The 22,275-nt window shown below is 70.8% G+C and carries 11 protein-coding genes; 9 read left to right on the forward strand and 2 right to left on the reverse strand.

The features are described 5' to 3' along the window. Positions 1–238 precede the first annotated feature (238 nt). On the forward strand, positions 239–5,278 hold the full coding sequence (locus tag ACIBBB_RS33630) for an NAD-glutamate dehydrogenase (RefSeq protein WP_398988802.1): 5,040 nt from the start codon (positions 239–241) through the stop codon (positions 5,276–5,278). A gap of 75 nt (positions 5,279–5,353) precedes the next feature. Here the strand turns inward: ACIBBB_RS33630 and ACIBBB_RS33635 are convergent, their stop codons facing one another. Both ACIBBB_RS33635 and ACIBBB_RS33640 read right to left on the reverse strand, forming a co-directional pair. Then, the gene (locus tag ACIBBB_RS33635; RefSeq protein ID WP_398988804.1) at positions 5,354–6,181 is read right to left on the reverse strand and encodes an ABC transporter ATP-binding protein; all 828 of its coding nucleotides are present in this window, start codon (positions 6,179–6,181) and stop codon (positions 5,354–5,356) included. Further along, positions 6,174–7,118, reverse strand: a complete 945-nt coding sequence (locus tag ACIBBB_RS33640; protein WP_398988806.1) for an ABC transporter permease — start codon at positions 7,116–7,118, stop codon at positions 6,174–6,176. The genes ACIBBB_RS33635 and ACIBBB_RS33640 overlap by 8 nt, the downstream gene beginning before the upstream one ends. A gap of 162 nt (positions 7,119–7,280) precedes the next feature. Between ACIBBB_RS33640 and ACIBBB_RS33645 the strand changes: the two genes are divergently transcribed. The 8 genes from ACIBBB_RS33645 to rph all read left to right on the forward strand — a co-directional run bounded on the left by ACIBBB_RS33645 (position 7,281) and on the right by rph (position 22,228). Continuing rightward, complete coding sequence (locus ACIBBB_RS33645; protein WP_398988808.1) at positions 7,281–7,898, forward strand: TetR/AcrR family transcriptional regulator; 618 nt, start codon at positions 7,281–7,283, stop codon at positions 7,896–7,898. Between the two features lie 322 nt (positions 7,899–8,220). Then, entirely contained in the window at positions 8,221–9,924 is a 1,704-nt protein-coding gene (locus ACIBBB_RS33650; RefSeq protein WP_398988810.1) for a glycosyltransferase family 4 protein, read from the forward strand. 134 nt (positions 9,925–10,058) lie between these two features. Further along, the gene (locus ACIBBB_RS33655) at positions 10,059–10,847 is read left to right on the forward strand and encodes a methyltransferase domain-containing protein (protein ID WP_398988812.1); all 789 of its coding nucleotides are present in this window, start codon (positions 10,059–10,061) and stop codon (positions 10,845–10,847) included. A 59-nt stretch (positions 10,848–10,906) separates the two neighbouring features. Further along, entirely contained in the window at positions 10,907–11,776 is an 870-nt protein-coding gene (locus ACIBBB_RS33660) for a TylF/MycF/NovP-related O-methyltransferase (RefSeq protein WP_398988814.1), read from the forward strand. A 76-nt stretch (positions 11,777–11,852) separates the two neighbouring features. Next, complete coding sequence (locus ACIBBB_RS33665; protein ID WP_398988816.1) at positions 11,853–15,404, forward strand: CDP-glycerol glycerophosphotransferase family protein; 3,552 nt, start codon at positions 11,853–11,855, stop codon at positions 15,402–15,404. Beyond that, entirely contained in the window at positions 15,401–18,334 is a 2,934-nt protein-coding gene (locus ACIBBB_RS33670) for a CDP-glycerol glycerophosphotransferase family protein (RefSeq protein ID WP_398988818.1), read from the forward strand. The genes ACIBBB_RS33665 and ACIBBB_RS33670 overlap by 4 nt, the downstream gene beginning before the upstream one ends. Further along, a complete protein-coding gene (locus ACIBBB_RS33675; protein ID WP_398988820.1) occupies positions 18,331–19,497 on the forward strand; it encodes a glycosyltransferase in 1,167 nt (388 codons plus the stop codon). The genes ACIBBB_RS33670 and ACIBBB_RS33675 overlap by 4 nt, the downstream gene beginning before the upstream one ends. Before the next feature lie 136 nt (positions 19,498–19,633). Beyond that, positions 19,634–22,228 carry a rifamycin-inactivating phosphotransferase gene (gene rph, locus ACIBBB_RS33680; protein WP_398988822.1) on the forward strand — a complete coding sequence of 865 codons (2,595 nt, stop codon included), beginning with the start codon at positions 19,634–19,636 and terminating at the stop codon, positions 22,226–22,228. Positions 22,229–22,275 lie beyond the last annotated feature (47 nt).

Here is a 22,275-nt window from a genome sequence, read left to right on the forward strand (position 1 = left end):
GTGATCAGTGCGATACGCCGTGGGAGCAGTGAAGCTCCCGGCCCGCGCCCGGAGTGCCACAGCGCCCCGGGCCTCCCTGATCCCCACAATCCGGCGTGGCCGTCAAATTTGGCCAATAACGTCCCGGACATCTCTCATCGCGGCATAGCGTCGACTCCGACCGGACACCCCGCGTCGTGGCGTCGTGCCGCTTCTTTCATCGACGTCACGCAATGGCGCGCGACAGGAGCCAGAGGACATGCAGACCAAGCTGGACGAAGCCAAGGCCGAGCTGCTCGCACGGGCGGCACGGGTCGCTGAGAACAGCCCAGCCGGGGGGGCTGGGGGTCTGGGGGGCGCCTCCCGGAACAACTCGGCCGCGACGGCGACCGACGACGGTACGTACGACGAGAAGCATCCGGACAACGAGGCGCTGCTCGCCTTCCTCCACAGGTACTACCTGCACACCGCCCCGGACGACCTCGCCGACCGCGATCCGGTCGACATCTACGGCGCGGCGCTCTCCCACTACCGGCTGGCCGAGAATCGCCCGCAGGGCACGGCCAACGTGCGGGTCCACACGCCGACCGTCGAGGAGAACGGCTGGACATGCACGCACACGGTCGTCGAGGTCGTCACCGACGACATGCCGTTCCTGGTCGACTCGGTCACCAACGAGCTCTCCCGGCAGAACCGCGGCATCCACGCCGTCATCCACCCGCAGATCCTGGTGCGCCGCGATATCACCGGCAAGCTCATCGAGATCCTTCCCGAGGCCCGTACCGAGGGCGCCGAGCTGACCCACGACACCCTGATCGAGTCCTGGATCCACGTCGAGATCGACCGCGAGACCGACCGCTCCGACCTCAAGCAGATCACCTCCGACCTGCTGCGCGTCCTCTCCGACGCCCGCGAGGCCGTCGAGGACTGGGAGAAGATGCGCAAGTCCGCGCTGCGCATCGCGGACGAGCTGCCGAACGAGCCGACCGCGGACGACCTGCGCGACCAGGAGGTCGAAGAGGCCCGCGAGCTGCTGCGCTGGCTCGCCGACAACCACTTCACCTTCCTCGGCTACCGCGAGTACGAACTGACGGGCGACGACGCCCTGACCGCCGTCCCCGGCACCGGCCTCGGCATCCTGCGCTCCGACCCGAAACACACCGACGACGAGGCCCACCCGGTGAGCCCGTCGTTCAACCGGCTCCCGGCCGACGCGCGTGCCAAGGCCCGCGAGCACAAGCTGCTCGTCCTGACGAAGGCCAACAGCCGCTCCACCGTGCACCGTCCGAGCTATCTCGACTACGTCGGCGTGAAGAAGTTCGACGACAAGGGCAACGTCGTCGGCGAGCGCCGCTTCCTGGGACTCTTCTCCTCGGCGGCGTACACCGAGTCCGTACGCCGCGTGCCCGTCGTACGGCGCAAGGTCGCCGAGGTCCTGGCGGGCGCCGGCTTCTCGCCGAACAGCCACGACGGCCGCGACCTGATGCAGATCCTGGAGACGTACCCGCGCGACGAGCTGTTCCAGACGCCCGTCGACCAACTGCGCTCCATCGTCACCAGCGTCCTGTACCTCCAGGAGCGGCGCCGGCTGCGCCTCTACCTCCGCCAGGACGAGTACGGGCGTTACTACTCCGCCCTCATCTACCTGCCGCGCGACCGCTACACCACCGGCGTCCGGCTGCGCCTGATCGACATCCTCAAGGAGGAGCTCGGCGGCACCAGCGTCGACTTCACCGCCTGGAACACCGAATCGATCCTGTCCCGGCTCCACTTCGTCGTACGCGTTCCGCAGGGCACCGAGCTGGCCGGGCTCACCGACCCGGACGTCGACCGCATCGAGGCGCGGCTCGTCGAGGCCGCCCGCTCCTGGGCCGACGGCTTCGGTGAGGCGCTCAACGCCGAGCTGGGCGAGGAGCGCGGCGCCGAGCTGCTGCGCCGCTACGGCAACGCCTTCCCCGAGGGCTACAAGGCCGACCACTCACCGCGCGCCGCTGTCGCCGACCTCGTCCGGGTGGAGGAGCTCAGCCGGGAGGAGCAGGACTTCGCGCTCTCCCTCTACGAGCCGGTCGGCGCCGGCCCCGGCGAGCGTCGTTTCAAGATCTACCGCACCGGCGAGCAGGTCTCCCTCTCCGCCGTCCTGCCGGTCCTCCAGCAGCTCGGCGTGGAGGTCGTGGACGAGCGGCCGTACGAGCTGCGCTGCTCCGACCGCGCGCACGCCTGGATCTACGACTTCGGGCTGCGCATGCCGTACGGCGACAGCGGTCACGCCAAGGACGACCACCTCGCCGAGGACGCCCGCGAACGCTTCCAGGACGCCTTCGCGGCCGTCTGGACGGGCGAGGCGGAGAACGACGGCTTCAACTCCCTCGTCCTGCGCGCCGGGCTCAACTGGCGCGAGGCGATGGTGCTCCGCGCCTACGCGAAGTATCTGCGCCAGGCGGGCGCGACCTTCAGCCAGGACTACATGGAGGACACCCTCCGTAACAACGTCCACACCACCCGGCTGCTGATCTCCCTCTTCGAGGCCCGGATGGCGCCCAACCGCCAGCGGGCCGGCACGGAGCTCATCGAGGGGCTTCTCGAAGAGCTGACCGGCGCCCTCGACCAGGTCGCCAGCCTCGACGAGGACCGCATCCTGCGCTCGTTCCTCACCGTCATCAAGGCCACGCTGCGGACGAACTTCTTCCAGAGCGCCAGCAAGCTGCACGACGGGACAGGCCGCAGGGGCGCGGGCGAGAAGCACCACACCTACGTGTCGATGAAGTTCGACCCGCAGGCCATCCCCGACCTGCCCGCGCCCCGCCCGGCGTACGAGATCTGGGTCTACTCGCCACGGGTCGAGGGCGTGCACCTGCGCTTCGGCAAGGTCGCCCGCGGCGGTCTGCGCTGGTCCGACCGGCGTGAGGACTTCCGTACGGAGATCCTGGGTCTGGTCAAGGCGCAGATGGTCAAGAACACGGTGATCGTGCCCGTCGGCGCCAAGGGCGGCTTCGTCGCCAAGCACCTCCCCGACCCGGCCGTGGACCGGGACGCCTGGCTGGCCGAGGGCATCGCCTCCTACAAGACGTTCATCTCGGCCCTCCTCGACATCACCGACAACCTGGTGGGCGGCGAGGTCGTGCCCCCGGCCGACGTCGTGCGGCACGACGAGGACGACACCTATCTGGTCGTCGCCGCCGACAAGGGCACCGCGAGCTTCTCCGACATCGCCAACGAGGTCGCGATCGCCTACGACTTCTGGCTCGGCGACGCCTTCGCCTCCGGCGGCTCCGCCGGCTACGACCACAAGGGCATGGGCATCACGGCGCGCGGCGCCTGGGAGTCCGTCGAGCGGCACTTCCGCGAACTGGGCCACAACACCCAGACCGAGGACTTCACCGTCGCGGGCGTCGGCGACATGTCCGGTGACGTCTTCGGCAACGGCATGCTGCTCTCCGAGCACATCCGGCTGGTCGCCGCCTTCGACCACCGGCACATCTTCATCGACCCGAACCCGGACGCGGCCACCTCGTTCGCCGAGCGCCGCCGTCTCTTCGAGCTGCCGCGGAGCTCCTGGGCCGACTACGACAAGTCGCTGCTGTCGCAGGGCGGCGGGATCCACCCCCGTACCGCGAAGTCGATCCCGGTCAACGCGCATGTGCGTGAGGCGCTCGGGATCGAGGCGGGCGTGACCAAGCTGACGCCGGCCGATCTCATGCGGGCGATCCTCAAGGCCCCGGTCGACCTGATGTGGAACGGCGGCATCGGTACGTACATCAAGTCGTCCGCCGAGTCGAACGCGGATGTGGGCGACAAGGCCAACGACGCCATCCGTATCAACGGCGAGGACGTGCGGGCCAAGGTCGTCGGCGAGGGCGGAAACCTGGGCGCGACGCAGCTCGGCCGGATCGAGTTCGCCCGGCGCGGCGCCGACGGCCAGGGCGGCAAGATCAACACCGACGCCATCGACAACAGCGCCGGTGTGGACACCTCCGACCACGAGGTGAACATCAAGATCCTGCTCAACGGCCTTGTCAAGGAAGGCGACATGACCGTCAAGCAGCGCAACAAGGTGCTGGCGGCCATGACCGACGAGATCGGCAAGCTGGTCCTGCGCAACAACTACGCGCAGAACGTGGCGCTCGCCAACGCGGTCTTCCAGGCCCCCTCCCTGCTCCACGCCCACCAGCGGTTCATGCGCCGGCTGGAACGGGACGGCAGCCTGAACAGGCAGCTCGAATTCCTGCCGACCGACCGCCAGATCCGCGAACTGCTCAACGGCGGCAAGGGGCTCTCCCAGCCCGAGCTGGCCGTCCTGCTCGCGTACACCAAGATCACCGTCGCCGACGAGCTGATCTCCACGAAGCTCCCCGACGACCCGTATCTGCGCAAGCTGCTGCACGCGTACTTCCCCGCGCAGCTCCGCGAGAAGTTCTCCGAGCACATCGACGCGCACGCGCTGCGCCGCGAGATCATCACGACGGTGCTGGTCAACGACACGGTGAACGCGGGAGGTTCGACCTTCCTGCACCGCCTGCGCGAGGAGACCGGGGCGTCGATCGAGGAGATCGTACGGGCGCAGACAGCCGCCCGGGAGATCTTCGGTCTCGGTCCGGTGTGGGACGCGGTCGAGGCGCTGGACAACACCGTCGGCGCCGACGTCCAGACCCGGATCCGGCTCCACTCACGGCGACTGGTCGAGCGCGGCACGCGCTGGCTGCTCGGCAACCGGCCGCAGCCGGTGGAGATCGCGGAGACGGTCGAGTTCTTCTCCGAAGGCGTGGAGCAGGTGTGGGGGCAGCTGCCACGACTCCTGCGCGGCGCCGACCTGGAGTGGTACCAGAACATCGTGGAGGAGCTCACCTCGGTGGGCGTGCCCGAGAAGCTGGCGCTGCGGGTCGCCGGATTCTCCGCGGCGTTCCCGGCGCTCGACATCGTGCAGATCGCCGACCGTACGGGCAAGGACCCGCTGGCCGTCGCCGAGGTGTACTACGACCTCGGTGACCGGCTGCGGATCACGCAGCTGATGGACCGGATCATCGAGCTGCCGAGGGCCGACCGCTGGCAGTCCATGGCCCGCGCGTCGATCCGCGAGGACCTGTACGCGGCGCACGCCGCCCTGGCGTCGGACGTGCTGTCCGTCGGCAACGGGACGTCGACGCCGGAGGAGCGCTTCAAGGCGTGGGAGCAGAAGAACGCGGCGATCCTCGGGCGTTCACGCACCACGCTGGAGGAGATCCAGAGTTCGGACTCCTTCGACCTGGCGAATCTGTCGGTCGCGATGCGGACGATGCGTACGCTGCTGCGGACGCACGCGTAACGGCACATGAGTGAGGGGAGGGGCGCCGGCCGGAGCCGGGCGCCCCTCCCGCGTTGTACGACGTTTCGTACGGCGCTACGTGATGGGCCGGGCGGGCGTGGCGGGCTTCTTCGCGGCGGGCTTCCCGCCGGGCTTCTTGCCCGTGAACTCCTCGTACGCCGCGACGACTTCCGCCGCGGGCCCGTCCATCCGCAGCGTCCCCGACTCCAGCCAGATCGCCCGGTCGCAGGTTTCGGTGATCGTCCTGTTGCTGTGGCTGACCAGGAAGACGGTGCCCGCCTCCGCACGTAGCTCGGCGATGCGCTCCTTGCTCCGCTTCTGGAACCGGGCGTCCCCCGTGGACAGTGCCTCGTCGATCAGCAGCACGTCATGGGCTTTCGCCGCCGCGATGGAGAAGCGGAGCCGCGCGCCCATGCCGGAGGAGTAGGTGCGCATCGGCAGGGTGATGAAGTCGCCCTTCTCGTTGATCCCGGAGAACTCCACGATGTCGGCGTAACGGCTCCTGACCTGCTCGCGCGTCATGCCCATCGCGAGCCCGCCGAGTATCACGTTGCGCTCGCCCGTCAGATCGCTCATCAGCGCCGCGTTGACCCCGAGGAGTGAGGGCTGGCCCCGTGTGTAGACGTTGCCCCGGCTCGGTGGCAGCAGACCGGCGACCGCCTTGAGGAGGGTCGACTTCCCCGAGCCGTTGGAGCCGATGAGGCCGATGGCCTCGCCCTTGTACGCGACGAAGCTCACGCCCCGTACGGCGTGCACCTCGCGCACTCCCGGGGCCGGCCGGCGCGAGACGATCCGGCTCAGCGCCGAAGTGGCGCTGCCCTTGCCGCCCTTGGTGCCGTGCACCTTGTAGGTGATGTGGACGCCGTCGACGACGACGGTCGGAACACGCTCGGTCTCAGCCACGGCCGTACTTCTCCTCCGCCTGCCAGAAGAACAGGAATCCGCCGGCCCCGACCAGCACCGCCCAGCCGGTGGCGACCAGCCAGACGTGGGGCGGGAGCTGACCGGCGGTGAAACTGTCGATGAGCGCGAAGCGCATCAGGTCGATGTAGACGGCCGCCGGGTTGCATTCGAGCGCCAGCCGGACCAGATGCGGTACGGCCTCGTCCTTGAACACCGTGTCCAGGCTCCACATCACCCCGGACGCGTACATCCAGGTACGGAGCAGGAACGGCATCAGCTGCGCGATGTCGGGCGTCGACGCGGTCAGCCGGGCGAAGATCATCGCGAGCCCGGTGTTGAACACGGTCTGGAGAGCGAGGGCGGGCACGGCCAGCAGCCAGGCGGGCCTCGGGTACTGCTCGAAGACGGCCAGGATGACTGTCAGCGCGCCCAGGGAGAACATCAGCTGCTGCAACTGCTGGAGGGCGAACGCGAGGGGCAGCGAGGCACGCGGGAAGTGCAGGGCGCGTACGAGACCGATGTTGCCGGACACGGCGCGGGTCCCCGCGGTGATGGTGCCGGCGGTGAACGTCCAGATGAAGACACCGGTGACCAGGAACGGGACGTAGTCAGGCACGCCGTCCTTGGTGTTGAGCAGGACGCCGAAGATGAAGTAGTAGACCGTCGCGTTGAGCAGCGGCGTCATGATCTGCCAGAGCTGGCCGAGCTTCGCCTGGCTGTACTGCGAGGTGAGCCGGGCGGTGGCGAGCGCGGTGACGAAGTGGCGGCGGGAGTACAGCCCGCGCAGATAGGCGAGGAGCGTGGGACGGGCGCCGCTCTCGGTCAGGCCGTGCCGGGCGGCGAGCGCGCGCAGGTCGTCCGGGAGCGGAAGGGCCGATGCCCGCGGTGGTGCTTCGGGGGCCCGGACCGGGGCGGGGGATGCGGTCGTCTGGCTCACAGAGGTCGCTTTCGACGAGGGACATCGAACGAAGACGGCGTGGGGGATAGCAGGGTCGGACCGACGGAACGGGACCGTTTCGTCGTAACGATGAGATTAGAGCGGAAGCACGTCGCAACGCAACCGTTTCGTCGTGACGTCCATGACGCTATGCTCGTCGGCATGCCCACGGACCCCCGCCTCTCGCGCCGCGCCCCAGCGGGAGCCGCCGTGCTCCGTGAGGATGTGACCGACGCCATCCGCTCCGCCGTCTTCGAGGAGCTGGCCGCCGTCGGCTTCGCGCGGATGTCCATCGAGGGCATCGCCCGGCGGGCCGGTGTCGGCAAGACCGCCGTCTACCGGCGCTGGAAGTCCAAACTGGCGCTGGTGCTCGACCTCGTCTCCGCCGTCGCGGCCCAGGGGCTGCCCGTCCCCGCGACCGGTTCGCTGTACGGAGACGTACGCGCCCTGCTCGAAGTGGCGTCGCACGCGCTGCGTCACCCGCTGGCCTCCCGAGTCATCCCCGACCTGCTGGTGGAGGCGGCCCGGCATCCGGAGATCTCCGAGGCGATCAAATCGGCGCTGCTGGACAAGGAGAAGGGCATCGCGGCCGTGGTCGTACGCGAGGCGGTCGCCCGCGGCGAACTGCCCGAGGGCACCGACCCCGACCGGGCGCTCGACCTCATCGCGGGTCCGCTCTACTGGCGTCTCGTCGTCGTACGGGGCGACCTGCCCGCCGGCTATCTCGACGACCTCGCCACCACGGCGGTCGCCGCGCTGACCCGCGACCGCACCGCCTGATCGAGCCGCGCCGCCCGCATCCCAACCGCCCGGCCCGACGCGCGACCTCACGCTCACCACGTACGCCCGCTCATCACGTACGCCCGCTCATCACGTACGCGCACGAGCGCGTCAACGCGCGCACCTTCGCATCTACGCGCTCCCCCTCGCGCCCATGCGCGCCCTCCCGGCCGCTCGCAGCCGCCGTACGGGTGACATGACCCCCGCCTCCGTAGCCCTGGTGGACGAACCTTCGTTGCCCGGTGGGGCGGACCAGGGCAGGTCCCTCCGCGAAGACGGGCGCGAAGCCGAACGCGCGAGGACGAGCCGAAGGACGGGCGCCATGACGGTCGCTTCCACACCAGATTCCGGGCGGCCCCGGGAGCCGGTCGCCGCGGGCGCCCGGGGACGCGGCCGGGGGCGGGTCGTCATGCTCGTCGACAACGCGGTCAACGGCGACTCCCGTGTGCAGAAGGCCGCCCGCTCCATGGCCGACGCCGGCTGGGACGTGGTGCTGCTCGGCCAGTCGCCGGACCGCGACCGGCACCGCTGGACCATCGGCGACGCTCAAGTCCAGCTGGTCCCCGTCGTGATGACCCTCGCCAAACGCCGCAGGGACTACCGCAGAGTCGTTCTGCCCCGGCTCTTCGCCTACCGGCGCGGCGGCATCGCCCACCACCGCAAGCAGTGGGTCAAGGCCTGGCGCGCCGATCTGCTGGCCCGCAGGTCCGCCGAGGGCCGGAGATTCCTGATCCGCCGTACGGCGGCCCGGATCCTGGCCCGCTGGGTCGGCTTCCGGCATCGCCAACTCGCCCTGGTGGAAGGCAGACGCAACCCGGACTCGCTGCCCGAGCGACTCCGTACGGCCATGTGGCGCGCCCTGCTCGGCGACCGCTGCTGGCGCAGACTCGAACCGTATCTGTGGGACTACGAGTTCGCCTTCGGCCCCGTCGTCGACGCACTCGAACCCGACCTCATCCACGCCAACGACTTCCGGATGATCGGAGTCGCCGCCCGTGCCGTGCACCGCGCGCGGGGCAGAGGCCGGAGCGTGAAGCTCGTGTGGGACGCGCACGAGTATCTGCCGGGCATCAAACCCCGTGCCGGATACCGGCGTTGGATGCCCGCCCATGTCGCGCACGAGCGGGAGTACGGGCGGTGCGCGGACGCCGTCGTCACCGTCTCCCAGACGCTGGCCGAGCTGCTTCACAAGGAGCACCGGCTGCCCCGGACGCCCGTCGTCGTGCTCAACGCCCCGGACGCCGGCCCGCCCGCCGGGCGGGCCCATGAACCGGTCCCGGATCTGCGGGAGTTGTGCGGCATCGACGCCGCCACGCCGCTGCTGGTCTACAGCGGCGCCCTCGCCCCGCAGCGCGGGCTCGCCACCCTCATCGAGGCGCTGCCCCAACTGCCGGGCGCGCACGCGGCGCTCATCGTCCCCGCGCCCGACGGGTGGGTCGTACGCAAGGTGCTGGACCACGCGGCGGAGCTCGGTGTCGCCGACCGCGTCCACCCGCTGCCGTACGTACCGCACTGGCAGATCGTGCCCTTCCTGGCCCCCGCCGACATCGGCGTCATCCCTATCCACCACTGGCCGAACCATGAACTCGCCCTGATCACCAAGTTCATGGAGTACGCGCGCGCCCGGCTGCCCATCGTCGTCAGCGACGTACGCACCATGGCCGCGAAGGTGCGCGAGACCGGGCAGGGCGAGGTGTTCCGGGCCGAGGACACGGCCGACTTCGTACGGGCGGCGCGGGCCGTGCTCGACGATCCGGCCGCCTACCGCAAGGCGTACGACCGCCCGGGACTGCTGGAGCAGTGGACCTGGGAGACGCAGGCCGACATCCTCGACGGGGTCTACCGGAAGCTGCTGGCGGCCCCGGCGAAGGCGACCGTCGCCGCGACGGTCCCGCTGGACGGAGCGGCCCTCGGCAAACCGGGGGTGGGCGAAACGGCACCCGGAGGCGGGCAGGCGCCCGGAGGCCGGCCAGGTCCGGGGGAGGAGACGGAGCCGGGCGACCCGGCGGGGGCGACCGCGAACTGACCGGTCGGGCCGACGGGTGATCACGTGACCATACGGCCGTACGGGCGTTGATGTCCTCGAACGTCGGGAGACGAGACGTGACCGGCGTCGGGGGAGCGCCGCACCCAACGAGCCGGATTTGAAAGTGAGTCACCGTGCACAAGTCCGCGTACGAGCAGATGGAGCTCTGCGTCAAGGAGTACATGCCCGCGTCCGGCCGCCACCGGGTGGTCGACCTGGGCTCGCGCATCTCGCCCAACCAGTCGCTCACCCACCGCGGTCTGCTCGACGGGCGCGATGTCGAGTACATCGGCGTCGACGTGCTCGACGGTCCCAACGTCGATATCGTGATGCCCCGGCCGTACCGCATCCCGGTGCGGTCCCGGACCGCCGACTTCGTGCTCTCCGGCCAGGCCTTCGAGCACATCCCGTTCTTCTGGGCGTCGATGATGGAGATCTCGCGCGTCCTGCGGCCCGGCGGGCTGGCGTTCGTCACGGCGCCCTCGCGCGGCCATGTGCACGACGCGCAGGACTGCTGGCGGTACTACCCCGACGGGTTCAGGGCCATGGCCGCCTTCGCCGGACTCGAACTGGCCGAGGCCTACACGGACTTCCCGCCGATGAGGGGCATCCGCTTCGACTACGCCGCCATCGACGGCAAGCGCGCCTACTGGGGCGACTCGGTCGGGGTGTTCCGCAGGCCGCGCCGGCCGAGGCGGCGGGTGTGGGAGTACGCGGTACGTGAACTGACCGTCCGGTACGCCAACCGCGTCGGCGGCGTCGACTCCGTTCCGCTGCCCGAGCCGGTCGCCGGTCGCGACCGCCGCGGCCGGGGCGCCCCCGCCAAGACCCCCGCCGCCCCCCTCGTACCCGCGCCGTCCCCGGAGGCACAGCCCGGAGCCGCGCAGCCCGTAACGGCAAAGAAAAACACGAAAGAGGCATAACCAAGCGGGAGTTGACGAAAGGTGACATCTGCTGAGTTCTGCGCGTACCGTCCGTCGGCATGGCATGGCGAAGCGCAGTGAACGGCGCACTCGAAAAGCTCACCGGATATCAGCTCAGGCGGCTCCCGGTCCCCGCTCCGCGGTCGGCGACGTCGGCGCCCGCCGCCGTACCGGCGCCGGACCGGCCGGCCACCGCGAAGGCCGGGGCACAGGCACCGGCGCAGCCCAAGCCGAAGCCGAAGCCCAAAGCGGCGGCGCTCCCCGCCGACTACGACGACGAGGCGAAGTCGATCATCCGCGCGGTCAAGCCGTACACGATGACCTCCCCGGAACGGCTCAACGCCTTCATCCTCGCCACCCGCCATGTCGTACGGCACAACATCCCCGGTGACATCGTCGAGTGCGGAGTCTGGCGCGGCGGCTCGATGCAGGCCTGCGCCAAGACGCTGCTCGCCCTCGGCGAGACGGACCGCGGCCTGCATCTCTTCGACACCTTCGAGGGAATGCCGCCGCCCACCGCCGAGGATCTGCGGCGCGACGGCAAGTCCGCCGAGGACCTGCTCGCGGCGCAGGGCAAGGACCGGCCGATCTGGGCCATCGCCTCGCTGGAGGACGTACAGGCGGGCTTCGAGCAGGTGCCCTACCCCGGCGAGCGGGTGCACTACGTGCAGGGCATGGTCGAGGACACCGTGCCGCAGCAGGCGCCGGAGCGGATCTCCATCCTGCGCCTGGACACCGACTGGTACGCCTCCACCAAGCATGAACTGGAGTTTCTCTACCCCCGGCTGGTGAGCGGCGGTGTGCTGCTCATCGACGACTACGGCTACTGGCAGGGCTCCCGCCAGGCCGTGGACGAGTTCCTGGAGAAGACGGGCGAACGGCTGCTCATGCTGCGCATGGACGAGGGCCGGATCGCGGTCAAGCCCTGAATCCACCGCCAGTCGACCGCTGTTCCGCATTCGGAAGTTCGGAAGTCCGGAAGTTCGGAAGGACCGTGCACCACGCATGACCCCCCGCCTCACCGTCGTCGTGCCCATCTACAACGTGGAGGACTATCTCGACGACTGTCTACGCTCACTGGCCGGACAGACCATGGCCGACTCCGAGATCGTCATGGTGAACGACGGATCCACGGACGGGAGCGCACGGATCGCGAGACGGTTCGCCGAACAGGACGAACGCTTCCGGCTGGTCGAGCAGGAGAACGCCGGGCTCGGCGCGGCGCGCAACACCGGAGTCACGTGCGCCCGGGGGGAGTTCCTCACCTTCGTCGACAGTGACGACGTCGTGCCGGAGGACGCGTACGAGCGGATGCTCGCGGCGCTCGACGCCTCCGGCTCCGACTTCGCGACCGGCAATGTGCTCAGGCTCGGTCCCGGCGGCGCGCTCGTACAGGCGCCCATGTTCCGTAAGTCGATGGCGACCGAGCGCTCCGGGACGCGGATCACCCGCGACTGGGTGCTGCTCGGGGACCGTATCGCCTGCAACAAGGTGTTCCGGAAGTCCTTCTGGGACCGGCACGGCTTCGCCTTTCCCGTCGGGGTGCTGTACGAGGACATCGCCGTCGTACTCCCCGCGTACTTCCTGGCGAGCGGTGTGGACGTGCTGTCCGGGCCCGTCTACCACTGGCGGACCAGGGACGGTTCGATCACCGCGAAGCGCGCCGTGCCGAGGGGGATCCGGGACCGGGTCACCGCCGTGTCGTCGGTCAGCGACTTCCTCGCCGGGCAGCGGCGTACGGACGCGGGCGGCGGCGACACCGACTGGGCCGACGCGGAGCGCCGTTACCACCACCATGTCCTCTCCGGTGATCTGTGGCTCTTCATCGAGGCGCTGCCCGACGGCGACGCCGAATTCCACACGGCCTTCCTCGACCACGCCAACGCCTTCGCCGCGAGGGTCGACCAGAGTGTCTTCGACGCCCTGCCGCTGCATCTGCGCGTCAAGTGGCATCTGATCCGGGAACGCCGGATGCCCGAACTCCTCGCACTGCTGGCCCATGAGAAGGCCGACCCCGGGGCCTTCGGCGTCCGGGGACTGCGCAGGTCCCGCGCCGAGTACCCGATGCTCACCGGCGGTCTGCCCCGGGCCGTCGCCACCCTCAGGCCCAAGGAGCTGCCGGTGACCTCGCATCTCACCGAGGCCGTATGGCGCGACGGGCGACTGCACCTCAAGGGCTACGCGTACGTACGCAACGTGCCGGCCGACGCGCGCCGCAAGTCCGTCAAGGTCGCCTGGCTGCGCACGGGGAAGCGGCGAGTGCTGCCGCTGCGGACGCGCACCGTGCGGATGCCGGCGGCGACGTACGAGTCCAGGCAGGGGCTGCACGCCTACGACTGGGCCGGGTTCGAGACCGTGGTCGACCCGGTCCGGCTCGCGAAGGCGAAGGCCGCTCGTCCCCGTATCTCCCGCACCGTGTGGAAGCTGGAGATGGGGGTGTTCGGGGCGGGACGGCTGCGCCGGGCACCGCTGCGGCTGACGGGTTCGGCCGCGGGGCCCGCCGTGCCGGCCGTGCATTACGTGGACGACACCACGCGCGTCGTGCCCACGCTCTCCGGCAATAAGCTCGAACTGCGCGTCGAGCCCGTACACGCCCTGCTCACCGGCCACGGCCACCACTCGACGGCGGACGGCGGCACGGACGCGGCGGACGGCGCCGTGCGCATCGAGGGGCTGCTCCACGCCACCAACCGCCCGCCGAGCGCGCTGGCCGTCCAGAACTGGTACACCAAGGACGTCCACGAGTTCCCGCTCCGCCTCGCGGACGGCACATTCAGCGCCGACGTCCCGCTGTCGGTCTTCGGCGACCCCGCGGCGCGACGGCGGTCCACCGTGCCCTGGGGCGTCCATCTCGTACGGGCCAACGGCAGCCGCTTCGCCGTGGCCGCCCGGGGCGCCGTCCGGCCCGGACACTACGGCCTCGGCGACGGCCGCGAACTGTTCGTCACCGCCAACGCGGCGGGCGATCTCGTCCTCAGCGACCAGACCGAGCAGCCGGTGGCCGACACGGTCGACTGGACGGCGGACGGCGAGCTGGTCCTGGAAGGCAGCCAACCCGCCCTGCGCGCCGCCGAGTTGGTGCTGCGGCACGTCGGTCACCGCGAGGAGAACGTCTTCCCGGTCAGCATCCTCCCGGACGGCCGGTTCCGGACAGCCCTGCTGCCCGGCGCCGTCGAGGGACTCAACGGCGTGCGCCAACTGCCCGAGGGACGCTGGCGGTTGTACGTCCGCGAGCCGGGCGAGAGCGACCCGGAACGCTACACCCCCGTCCGGATCCAGCCCTCGCGGCACCAGACGCTCCCCCTCGTACGGACCCTGGACGGACGCGAGTTCACCCTGGACCGGCACCAGCAGGACATGCTCCAGCTGCACTCCGGGTCCGTGCTCCCGGAGCAGGACCGGGGCGCCTACCGGCAGCAGCGGCTGCGCCGCGTCTATGCCAACTCCCGCGCGGCGGGCCCGCCGCGGGACGCCGTCCTCTACAGCAGCTTCGACGGAAGGCAGTACTCCGACTCACCACGCGCCGTCCACGAGGAGCTGGTGCGCCGGCGGGCCCCCGTGGAGCATCTGTGGGTCGTGCGCGACCGGCAGGTGGCCCTGCCGAGGGACGTCCGCGCCGTCGAACTGCACAGTGCCGACTGGTACGAGGCGCTGGCCCGCAGCCGATGCGTCGTCAGCAACACCCAACTGCCCGAATGGTTCGAGCGGGCGGACGGCCAGCACGTCGTCCAGACCTGGCACGGCACCCCGCTCAAACGCATCGGCCGCGATCTGACGGGCACCGCGCACGCCGACGAGGCGTACATCGCGACCCTGCCGAGGCGCGCCGAGCAGTGGAGTGTGCTCGTCTCGCCCAACAGCTTCTCCACCCCGATCATGCGCCGCGCCTTCGGATACGACGGCACGGTCCTGGAGTGCGGTTATCCGCGCAACGACCTGCTGTACGCGTCCGACCGGGCCAAGGTCGCCGCCGCCCTGCGCGACCACCTCGGGATTCCCGAGGGCAAGCGCGTGATCCTCTACGCGCCGACCTGGCGGGAGGACCAGCCCAGAAAGGGCGGTCGCTACGGGCTCGACCTCCGGCTCGATCTGGAACTGGCCGCGCGGGAACTGGCGGACGACCATGTCCTGCTGGTCCGCCGCCACTACCTGGTGGGCGGTACGGTCCCGGGCGCGGGGCGCGGCGCGACCGGCTTCGTACGGGACGTGTCGCGCTACCCGGACGTCGCCGAGCTGATGCTGATCAGCGACGCCCTGGTCACCGACTACTCGTCGCTGATGTTCGACTTCGCGCAGACGGGCCGGCCGATGTACTTCCACGCCTACGACCTGGAGCACTACCGGGACACCCTGCGCGGCTTCTACTTCGACTTCGAGTCCGCGGCGCCGGGGCCGGTGGTGGCCGACACCGCCGCGCTCGTGGCGGCCCTGCGCGCCCCCCGGACCCGGGTGCCCGGCGACGCGTACGACCGGTTCCGGGAGACGTTCTGCGATCTGGACGACGGCACCGCCGCCGCCCGTGTCGCGGACCTGATGCCCGTGGGGGGCGGGGCATGAGCGCGGTCGAGATCAGCTGCGTCGTCACCGCGGGACTGGACGCGCAGGCGCTGCGCCGGTCGGTGGAGTCCGTCGTCGCCCAGACGATGCGCGCCACCGAGGCGGTGGTGGTGCTCGGCCTGACGGTCGCGGGGCCGGCGGGCATCGGCCCCGTTGACGGTGGGCCGGGCAGTGGCGCGCGGGCCGGGGCGGTGGGGTTCGCCGACGCCGAGTCGGCCGCCGAGGACGTACGCGCCGTGGCCGACGAACTCGCCGCGCTCGACCCCGCGCGCGTCAGGGTCGTCACCTCGGGAGCCGAGGCCCCCACCACCGCCGCGCTGCGCAACCACGGCCTGGACCAGGCACGAGGCCGGTACGTCACCGTCCTCGGCGAGGGCGAGCGCCTCCAGCAGGACGCCTGCCGGAATCTGTGGGAGGCCGCCGAACGTTCCGGCGCCGAACTCGTGGCCGGCCGGTGGACCCGGCGCGCGGGCCGCCGCGCCAAGGAGCAGCCCCCGGTCCGGATCGTCGAGAGTGAGCTGTACGCGCGCTCCCGCACCGTCGACGATCTGGCCGACGCCCCCGAACTCGTCGTCGCCGACGCCCTGGTGACCGGATTCTGTGTGAGTACCGCTCTCCTCGACCGGGCGGGGCTGCGTTACGCCGAGGACCTGGACCGCGCCGAGATCCTGTTCGGCGCCGAACTGGCCGCCGCCGCACGCCGGATCTCCCTCGTCCCCAACCTGGTCGTCAGCGGCCGGGCGGCCCCCGACCCGGCCGACGCGCTGGAAGGACAGCTCGCCGCGCACGTACGCGTCGCCGAACTGCCCCTGCTCCGCAACGATGCGGCCCTCCGCGCGGCCCGCGACCGGGCCTTCCTCGCCGACCAACTCGTGCCGCTCGCACGCCAGTTCCCGAAGCTCGACGCGGATGGGCGGGCCCGCGCCGCCGCCCTGGTCGCAGCGCTGCCCGCGGCCCGGACCGACCCGGAACTCCGGGCCGGCCTGCCGCCCCTGGAGCGGGTCTGTCTCCAACTCCTCGCCGACGGCGACGCCGACGGTGTACTGGCCGCCGGCTACGCGCTCGGCAGGCCCGACGCCGTAGCCTCGGCGCTGGCCGAGCGGGACGGCCGGGTGTACTGGCGCGCGGCGCTGCCCGACGACCCCGGGGAACGGGCGGAACTCGACGTCACGGAGCTGGGCCACCAGTACCGGCCCCTCGCAGGCACCCCCTTGATGAACCGCCTCACCCACTGCGGCCAGGAGGGCGAGAAGCTCGTCCTCGAAGGACGGCTTCCGGCGCCGCTCCGACTGCTCGCTCCCGACGCCCCGTTGACGGCCACACTGGAGTTCCTGGTACGCGGCAGCGACGGGCGGCGCAGGTTCCGGGCCCCGGTGGACGAGGTGTGGCGCGAGGGCGACGCCGTGCGCTGGCGTGCCTCCGTCGAGATCGGCGCGCTGCTGCGCGTCGGCGGGGCGCGGGACCGCGTGTGCGACCCGCACTTCGCCCTTCACACGCCGGTGGGCACCACCAGCGGCCCGCTGTTCCTGGAGCGGGACCGGGTCGAAGCGGCGGGCAGCTATCGGGCGCGGCCGCGCCGGGGCCGGCTGTTCGGCGACACCTGGAAGCCGTACGTCACGGTCAAGCACCACCTCGCGCTGCAACTCGAAGCGCGCCGCCGCCCCGGACGGATCGCGGCGGCGGCCGTCCACTACCTCACCCACTTCCGCCCGGCCCGCAAGCTGAGGAGGCTGGCCAAGGGGGCACGCCGGCGCTTCGGCCGGCTCTCCGCCCGCCCGTTCAAGACGCGCGTCTACAACCGGCTGCTGATCCGGCTCCCCGTCCGCAAGGGCTCGGTGGTCTTCGAGAGCCATATGGGCAAGTGCTACGGCGACAGCCCGCGCGCCATGTACGAGGAACTGCGCGCGCAGGGCCGCCGCAAGGTGCGCTGCACCTGGTCGTACGCGTCGTCCGCCGACGGTTTCCCGGCGGACGCGCGGCTGGTCCGGCGGCTGTCCTGGCGCTATCTGTGGACCCTGGCCCGCGCCCAGTTCTGGGTGGACAACCAGGGCTTTCCGCTCGACCTGAAGAAGCCTCCCCGGACCACGTACCTCCAGACGTGGCACGGCTCCGCGTACAAGCGCATGGGCTTCGCGGAGAGCCGGATCAAGGCGCAGAACGCCTCCGAGCGGGACAAGCTGAGCACCGCGCTCGCCCGGTTCGACCACTTCCTCGTACGGTCCGAGCACGACGTGACGACTCTCGCGCGCGACTACCGGCAGCCCGCCGAATCCCTCGTGCGCTGCGGCTATCCGCGCAACGACCGGCTCGTGCGCGCCCGCGCCACCGACGAGACCCAGGGGCGATTCCCGCGCCCGGCGCTCGCGACCGCGCTCGGGATCCCCGACCACCGCAAGGTGGCGCTGTACGCGCCGACCTTCCGGGGGATGCCGAAGAAGGGCCGGACAATCCAACTGCCGCTCGACGTGCGGCAGTTCGCGGAGCGCTTCGGTGACGAGTACGTCCTGCTCGTACGGGCCCACTATCTGGAGTCCGCCGTCCTGCCCGTCTGTCCGCCCGGCACGGTGATCGACGTGTCCGGCCACCACGACGTCAGCGAACTGCTCTGCCTCGCCGACGTGTTGATCACGGACTACTCGTCGATCATGTTCGACTACGCCCTGCTCGACCGGCCGATGGTCTTCTTCGCACCGGACCTGGACGCGTACGTGGCAGCGCGCGGCAGCTACTTCGACCTGCGCGCCGAAGCCCCCGGACCGGTGGTCGGGACACAGGACGAACTGCTGCGGGCGATGGACGAGTTGAAGCAGTCGGACACCGCGCACCGGGCCGACCGAGCCCGCTTCGCCCAGAAGTTCGGCGGCTACGAGAGCGGCCAGGCCGCGCGTACCGCCGTGGACGTGCTCTTCGCAGGAAGGACCCGCCGGTGACCGACACCGCGCTTGCCACCGTCCCCCGCGAGCTGATCCTCCTCGCCAACGCCACCGACATCCTCGGCGGTGTCACCGCCTGGACCCACCAGATGGCCCGCCTGTTCCGCGCGAACGGCCATCGCGTCCAGGTCGTCGGCATCCACGAGGCGGAGCTGAAACTGACCCTCCCCGAGCCGCCCGCCTATCCGGTGACCGCGCTCTACCCCGCCCACCCCCCGACCCCCTGGCAGCCGCGCACGCCACTCGACCGCTTCGACCTGCGCGCCCGCCGCCGCGAAGCGGCCAGGGTGGCGGACAAGCGGCGGGCCGTGGCCCGACTCTCGGAGATCTTCCAGACGGCCGGGCCCGGCGCACTGGTGATCGTCACCCAGGTCTGGCCGATGGAGTGGGTCCTGGAGGCCGACACCACGGGTCTGCGGCTGATCGGGATGAGCCACGAGTCGTACGAATACAGCAAGCGCTGCCACCGCTACCGCTGGATCAAGAACAGCTACCCCCGTGTCGACCGCTGGCTCACCCTCACCCAGGAGGACGCGGACGCCTGGATCGGCGAGGGCTTCGACAACGTCGGCGCCATGCCCAACGCACTCGGCTCCCTGCCCGAACTCCCCTCGCCCCGCACCGGGAAGACCGTCGCCAGCATCGGCAGACTGGACGACCAGAAGGGCATCGACCTGCTCCTGGAGACCTGGTCCATGGTCGCCGGAGAGCGCCCCGACTGGCGGCTGCGCATCTACGGCGCCGGCCAGGACGCGCCCGCACTGAAGAAGCAGTGCGCCGCGCTGGGGCTGGATGGTTCGGTCGACTGGCTGGGCCGCACCGACGACGTGCCGGCCGCGCTGGCCGAGAGCTCGGTCTTCGTCCAGTCCTCACGGGGCGAGGGGTTTCCGCTGGCCCTCATGGAGGCCATGGCGAGCGGGCTGCCGTGCGCGGCGTTCGACTGCGCGCCGGGCGTCCGGGAGATCATCACGGACGGCGACGACGGCCTTCTCGCACCCCCGGGCGCCACGGACGCACTGGCCGACCGCCTGCTACGGCTGACGGGCAACCCCCGCCTGCGGGACACCCTGGGAGACCGGGCGCGCGCCAACGTCCAGCGCTACTCCGAGACGGAGATCCTGCGCCGCTGGCACGAGTTGTTCGATCTGCTGGACCGGTAGGCAAAAGGCAATGGCAAGGAGAACTCTCTCCTTGCCACTCTCAACGTATAGCGCACCGGGGGGCTTGCGGCAAGGCCCGGGGGGTGGCGCAGAATCGGCGGCCGATGGCACAGCCTGCGGAAATGGGGGCGCGAAAGTGATCGAGCGGTACGTGTTGGATCTCCAAGACGTTGACGGGACGAGGGTCGCCCATGTGGGCGGCAAGGGCGCGCACCTCGGCGCGCTGGCGCGGATCGACGGCATCCGCGTGCCGGACGGGTTCTGTGTGACGACGGACGCCTTCCGGCGGGTGATGGCGGAAGCGCCGTTCATCGACGATCAGCTCGATCAGTTGTCGCGCGTGGACCCGGACGACCGGGAGGCGATCCGTACGCTCAGCGCGCGGATCCGCCGGACCGTCGAAGGGGTCGCCGTCCCGGGTGATCTCGCGGCGGCGATCACCCGCGCGCTTGCCCGGCTCGGTGAGGAGGCCGCCTACGCCGTCCGGTCCAGCGCGACGGCGGAGGATCTGCCGACGGCCTCCTTCGCCGGGCAGCAGGACTCGTATCTGAACGTCGTCGGGGTGGCGGAGATCCTTCGGCACGTCAGCCGGTGCTGGGCCTCGCTGTTCACCGAGCGGGCCGTGATCTATCGGCGGCGGAACGGTATCGACCACCGTACGGTCCAGATGGCCGTGGTTGTACAGCGCATGGTCGTCCCGCAGGCGGCCGGCGTCCTGTTCACCGCCGACCCCGTCACGGGTGACCGGAAGGTCGCCACCGTGGACGCGGGCTTCGGTCTCGGCGAGGCCCTGGTCTCCGGGCTGGTGAACCCGGACCTCTTCAAGGTGAGGCACGGCGAAGTCGTCGCCAAGGCGATCTCCGCCAAACAGCGTGCCGTTCACGCCTTGCCGGCCGGTGGTACGCGGGAAGTGACGGTCGACTCGCGGCGGCGGGAGCAGCCCGCGCTCACGGACGCGCAGGTCGTACGGCTCGTGGAGCTCGGGCGGCGGATCGAAGCGCACTTCGGGCGCCCGCAGGACATCGAATGGTGCCTGGCCGACGACGGCTTCCAGTTCGTTCAGAGCCGGCCGATCACGACGCTGTTCCCCATCCCCGAGACCGGCGACCAGGAGAATCACGTCTACGTCTCCGTCGGCCACGGGCAGATGATGACCGACCCCATGAAGCCCCTGGGGCTCTCCATATGGCAGCTGACGGCCATGGTGCCGATGCACGAGGCCGGCGGGAGGCTGTTCGTCGATGTCACCCGGCGCCTGGCCTCACCCGCGAGCCGCGCCGGCCTCCTGGACGCCATGGGGAGGGGCGATCCGCTGATCCGGGACGCTCTGGAGACCGTCCTCGACCGTGATGGCTTCATCCCGTCGCTTCCGGACAGGCCGCCCGTCGGCCGTGCGTCCGCCCCGGTCGAGCCCGATCCGGCCATCGTCACCGAGCTGATCGAGCGCAGCCGGGTCTCCGTCGCGGCCCTGGAGCGCGACATCCGGACGAAGACCGGACCGGCGCTGTTCGACTTCCTGCTGGAGGCCTTCGAGGAGCACAAGCGGGTCCTCGGTGATCCGCTGAGCCATCAGGCGATCATGGCGGGGATGGAGGCCACGTGGTGGCTCAACGACAAGCTGCGGGAGTGGCTGGGCGAGAAGAACGCGGCGGACACGCTGACGCTCTCCGCCCCCGACAACGTCACGTCGGAGATGGGACTGGCGCTGCTCGACGTCGCGGACGTGATCCGCCCGCACGCGCAGGTGGTGGCGTTCCTGCGGGGCGTCGAGCACGCCGAGGACGAAGCCTTCCTGGACGAGCTGGCGAGACTCGCGGGCGGGACCGAGGCGCGCGAGGCCATGGAGGCGTACCTCGACCGGTACGGCATGCGCTGCGTCGGCGAGATCGACATCACGAGACCGCGTTGGCGCGAGCGCCCCACCACGCTCGTGCCAGTGATCCTCGACAACGTCAGGAACTTCGGGCCGGGCGCCGCCGGGCGGCGCTTCGAGCAAGGGCGGCGGAAGGCGCGGGAGAAGGAACGGGACGTGCTGTCACGCCTGCGGGCCCTGCCGGACGGGGACCGGAAGGCCGATGAGACCAAGCGGATGATCGACCAGGTCCGAGCCTTCGTCGGATACCGGGAGTACCCGAAGTACGGCATCGTCAGCCGCTACTTCGTCTACAAGCGGGCCCTGCTGGAGGAGGCCGGGCGCCTCGTGCGGGCAGGTGTGCTTCCTGAGAAGGAGGACATCTTCTCCCTCACGTTCCAGGAGCTCCATGAGGCCGTGCGCTCGAACCAGGTGGACGGCCGGCTCATCCAGCGGCGCAAGGAGGCGTTCCGGTCGTACCACGCGCTCACCCCGCCCCGGGTGCTCACCTCGGACGGTGAGGCCGTCACCGGGGCGTACCGGCGCGACGACGTGCCGGCCGGCGCCCTGGTCGGCCTGCCGGTCTCCGCCGGGACCGTCGAGGGAAGGGCCCGCGTCATCCTGGACATGGCGGAGGCCGATCTCGTAGCCGGCGACATCCTGGTCACGGCCTTCACGGACCCCAGCTGGTCGCCGCTGTTCGTCGGGATCGCGGGCCTGGTGACGGAGGTGGGCGGCCTGATGACCCATGGTGCGGTGATCGCCCGGGAGTACGGCCTGCCGGCCGTCGTGGGCGTGGAGAAGGCCACCCGGCTGATCCGGGACGGTCAGCGGATCCGCGTGCACGGAACCGACGGGTACATCGAGATCCTGCCCTGACCGACGGGTACGTCGAGATCCCGCCCTGACCGACCAGCAGCCCCGCC

This window comes from Streptomyces sp. NPDC051217 (assembly GCF_044455465.1).
GTDB lineage: Bacteria > Actinomycetota > Actinomycetes > Streptomycetales > Streptomycetaceae > Streptomyces.

Excerpts from the sequence above, each read along its gene's own strand:
- ACIBBB_RS33645 (WP_398988808.1), top strand. The coding sequence starts at position 7,281 with ATGCCCACGGACCCCCGCCTCTCGCGCCGCGCCCCAGCGGGAGCCGCC.
- ACIBBB_RS33670 (WP_398988818.1), top strand. The coding sequence starts at position 15,401 with ATGAGCGCGGTCGAGATCAGCTGCGTCGTCACCGCGGGACTGGACGCG.
- ACIBBB_RS33650 (WP_398988810.1), top strand. The coding sequence starts at position 8,221 with ATGACGGTCGCTTCCACACCAGATTCCGGGCGGCCCCGGGAGCCGGTC.
- ACIBBB_RS33660 (WP_398988814.1), top strand. The coding sequence starts at position 10,907 with ATGGCATGGCGAAGCGCAGTGAACGGCGCACTCGAAAAGCTCACCGGA.
- ACIBBB_RS33630 (WP_398988802.1), top strand. The coding sequence starts at position 239 with ATGCAGACCAAGCTGGACGAAGCCAAGGCCGAGCTGCTCGCACGGGCG.
- ACIBBB_RS33665 (WP_398988816.1), top strand. The coding sequence starts at position 11,853 with ATGACCCCCCGCCTCACCGTCGTCGTGCCCATCTACAACGTGGAGGAC.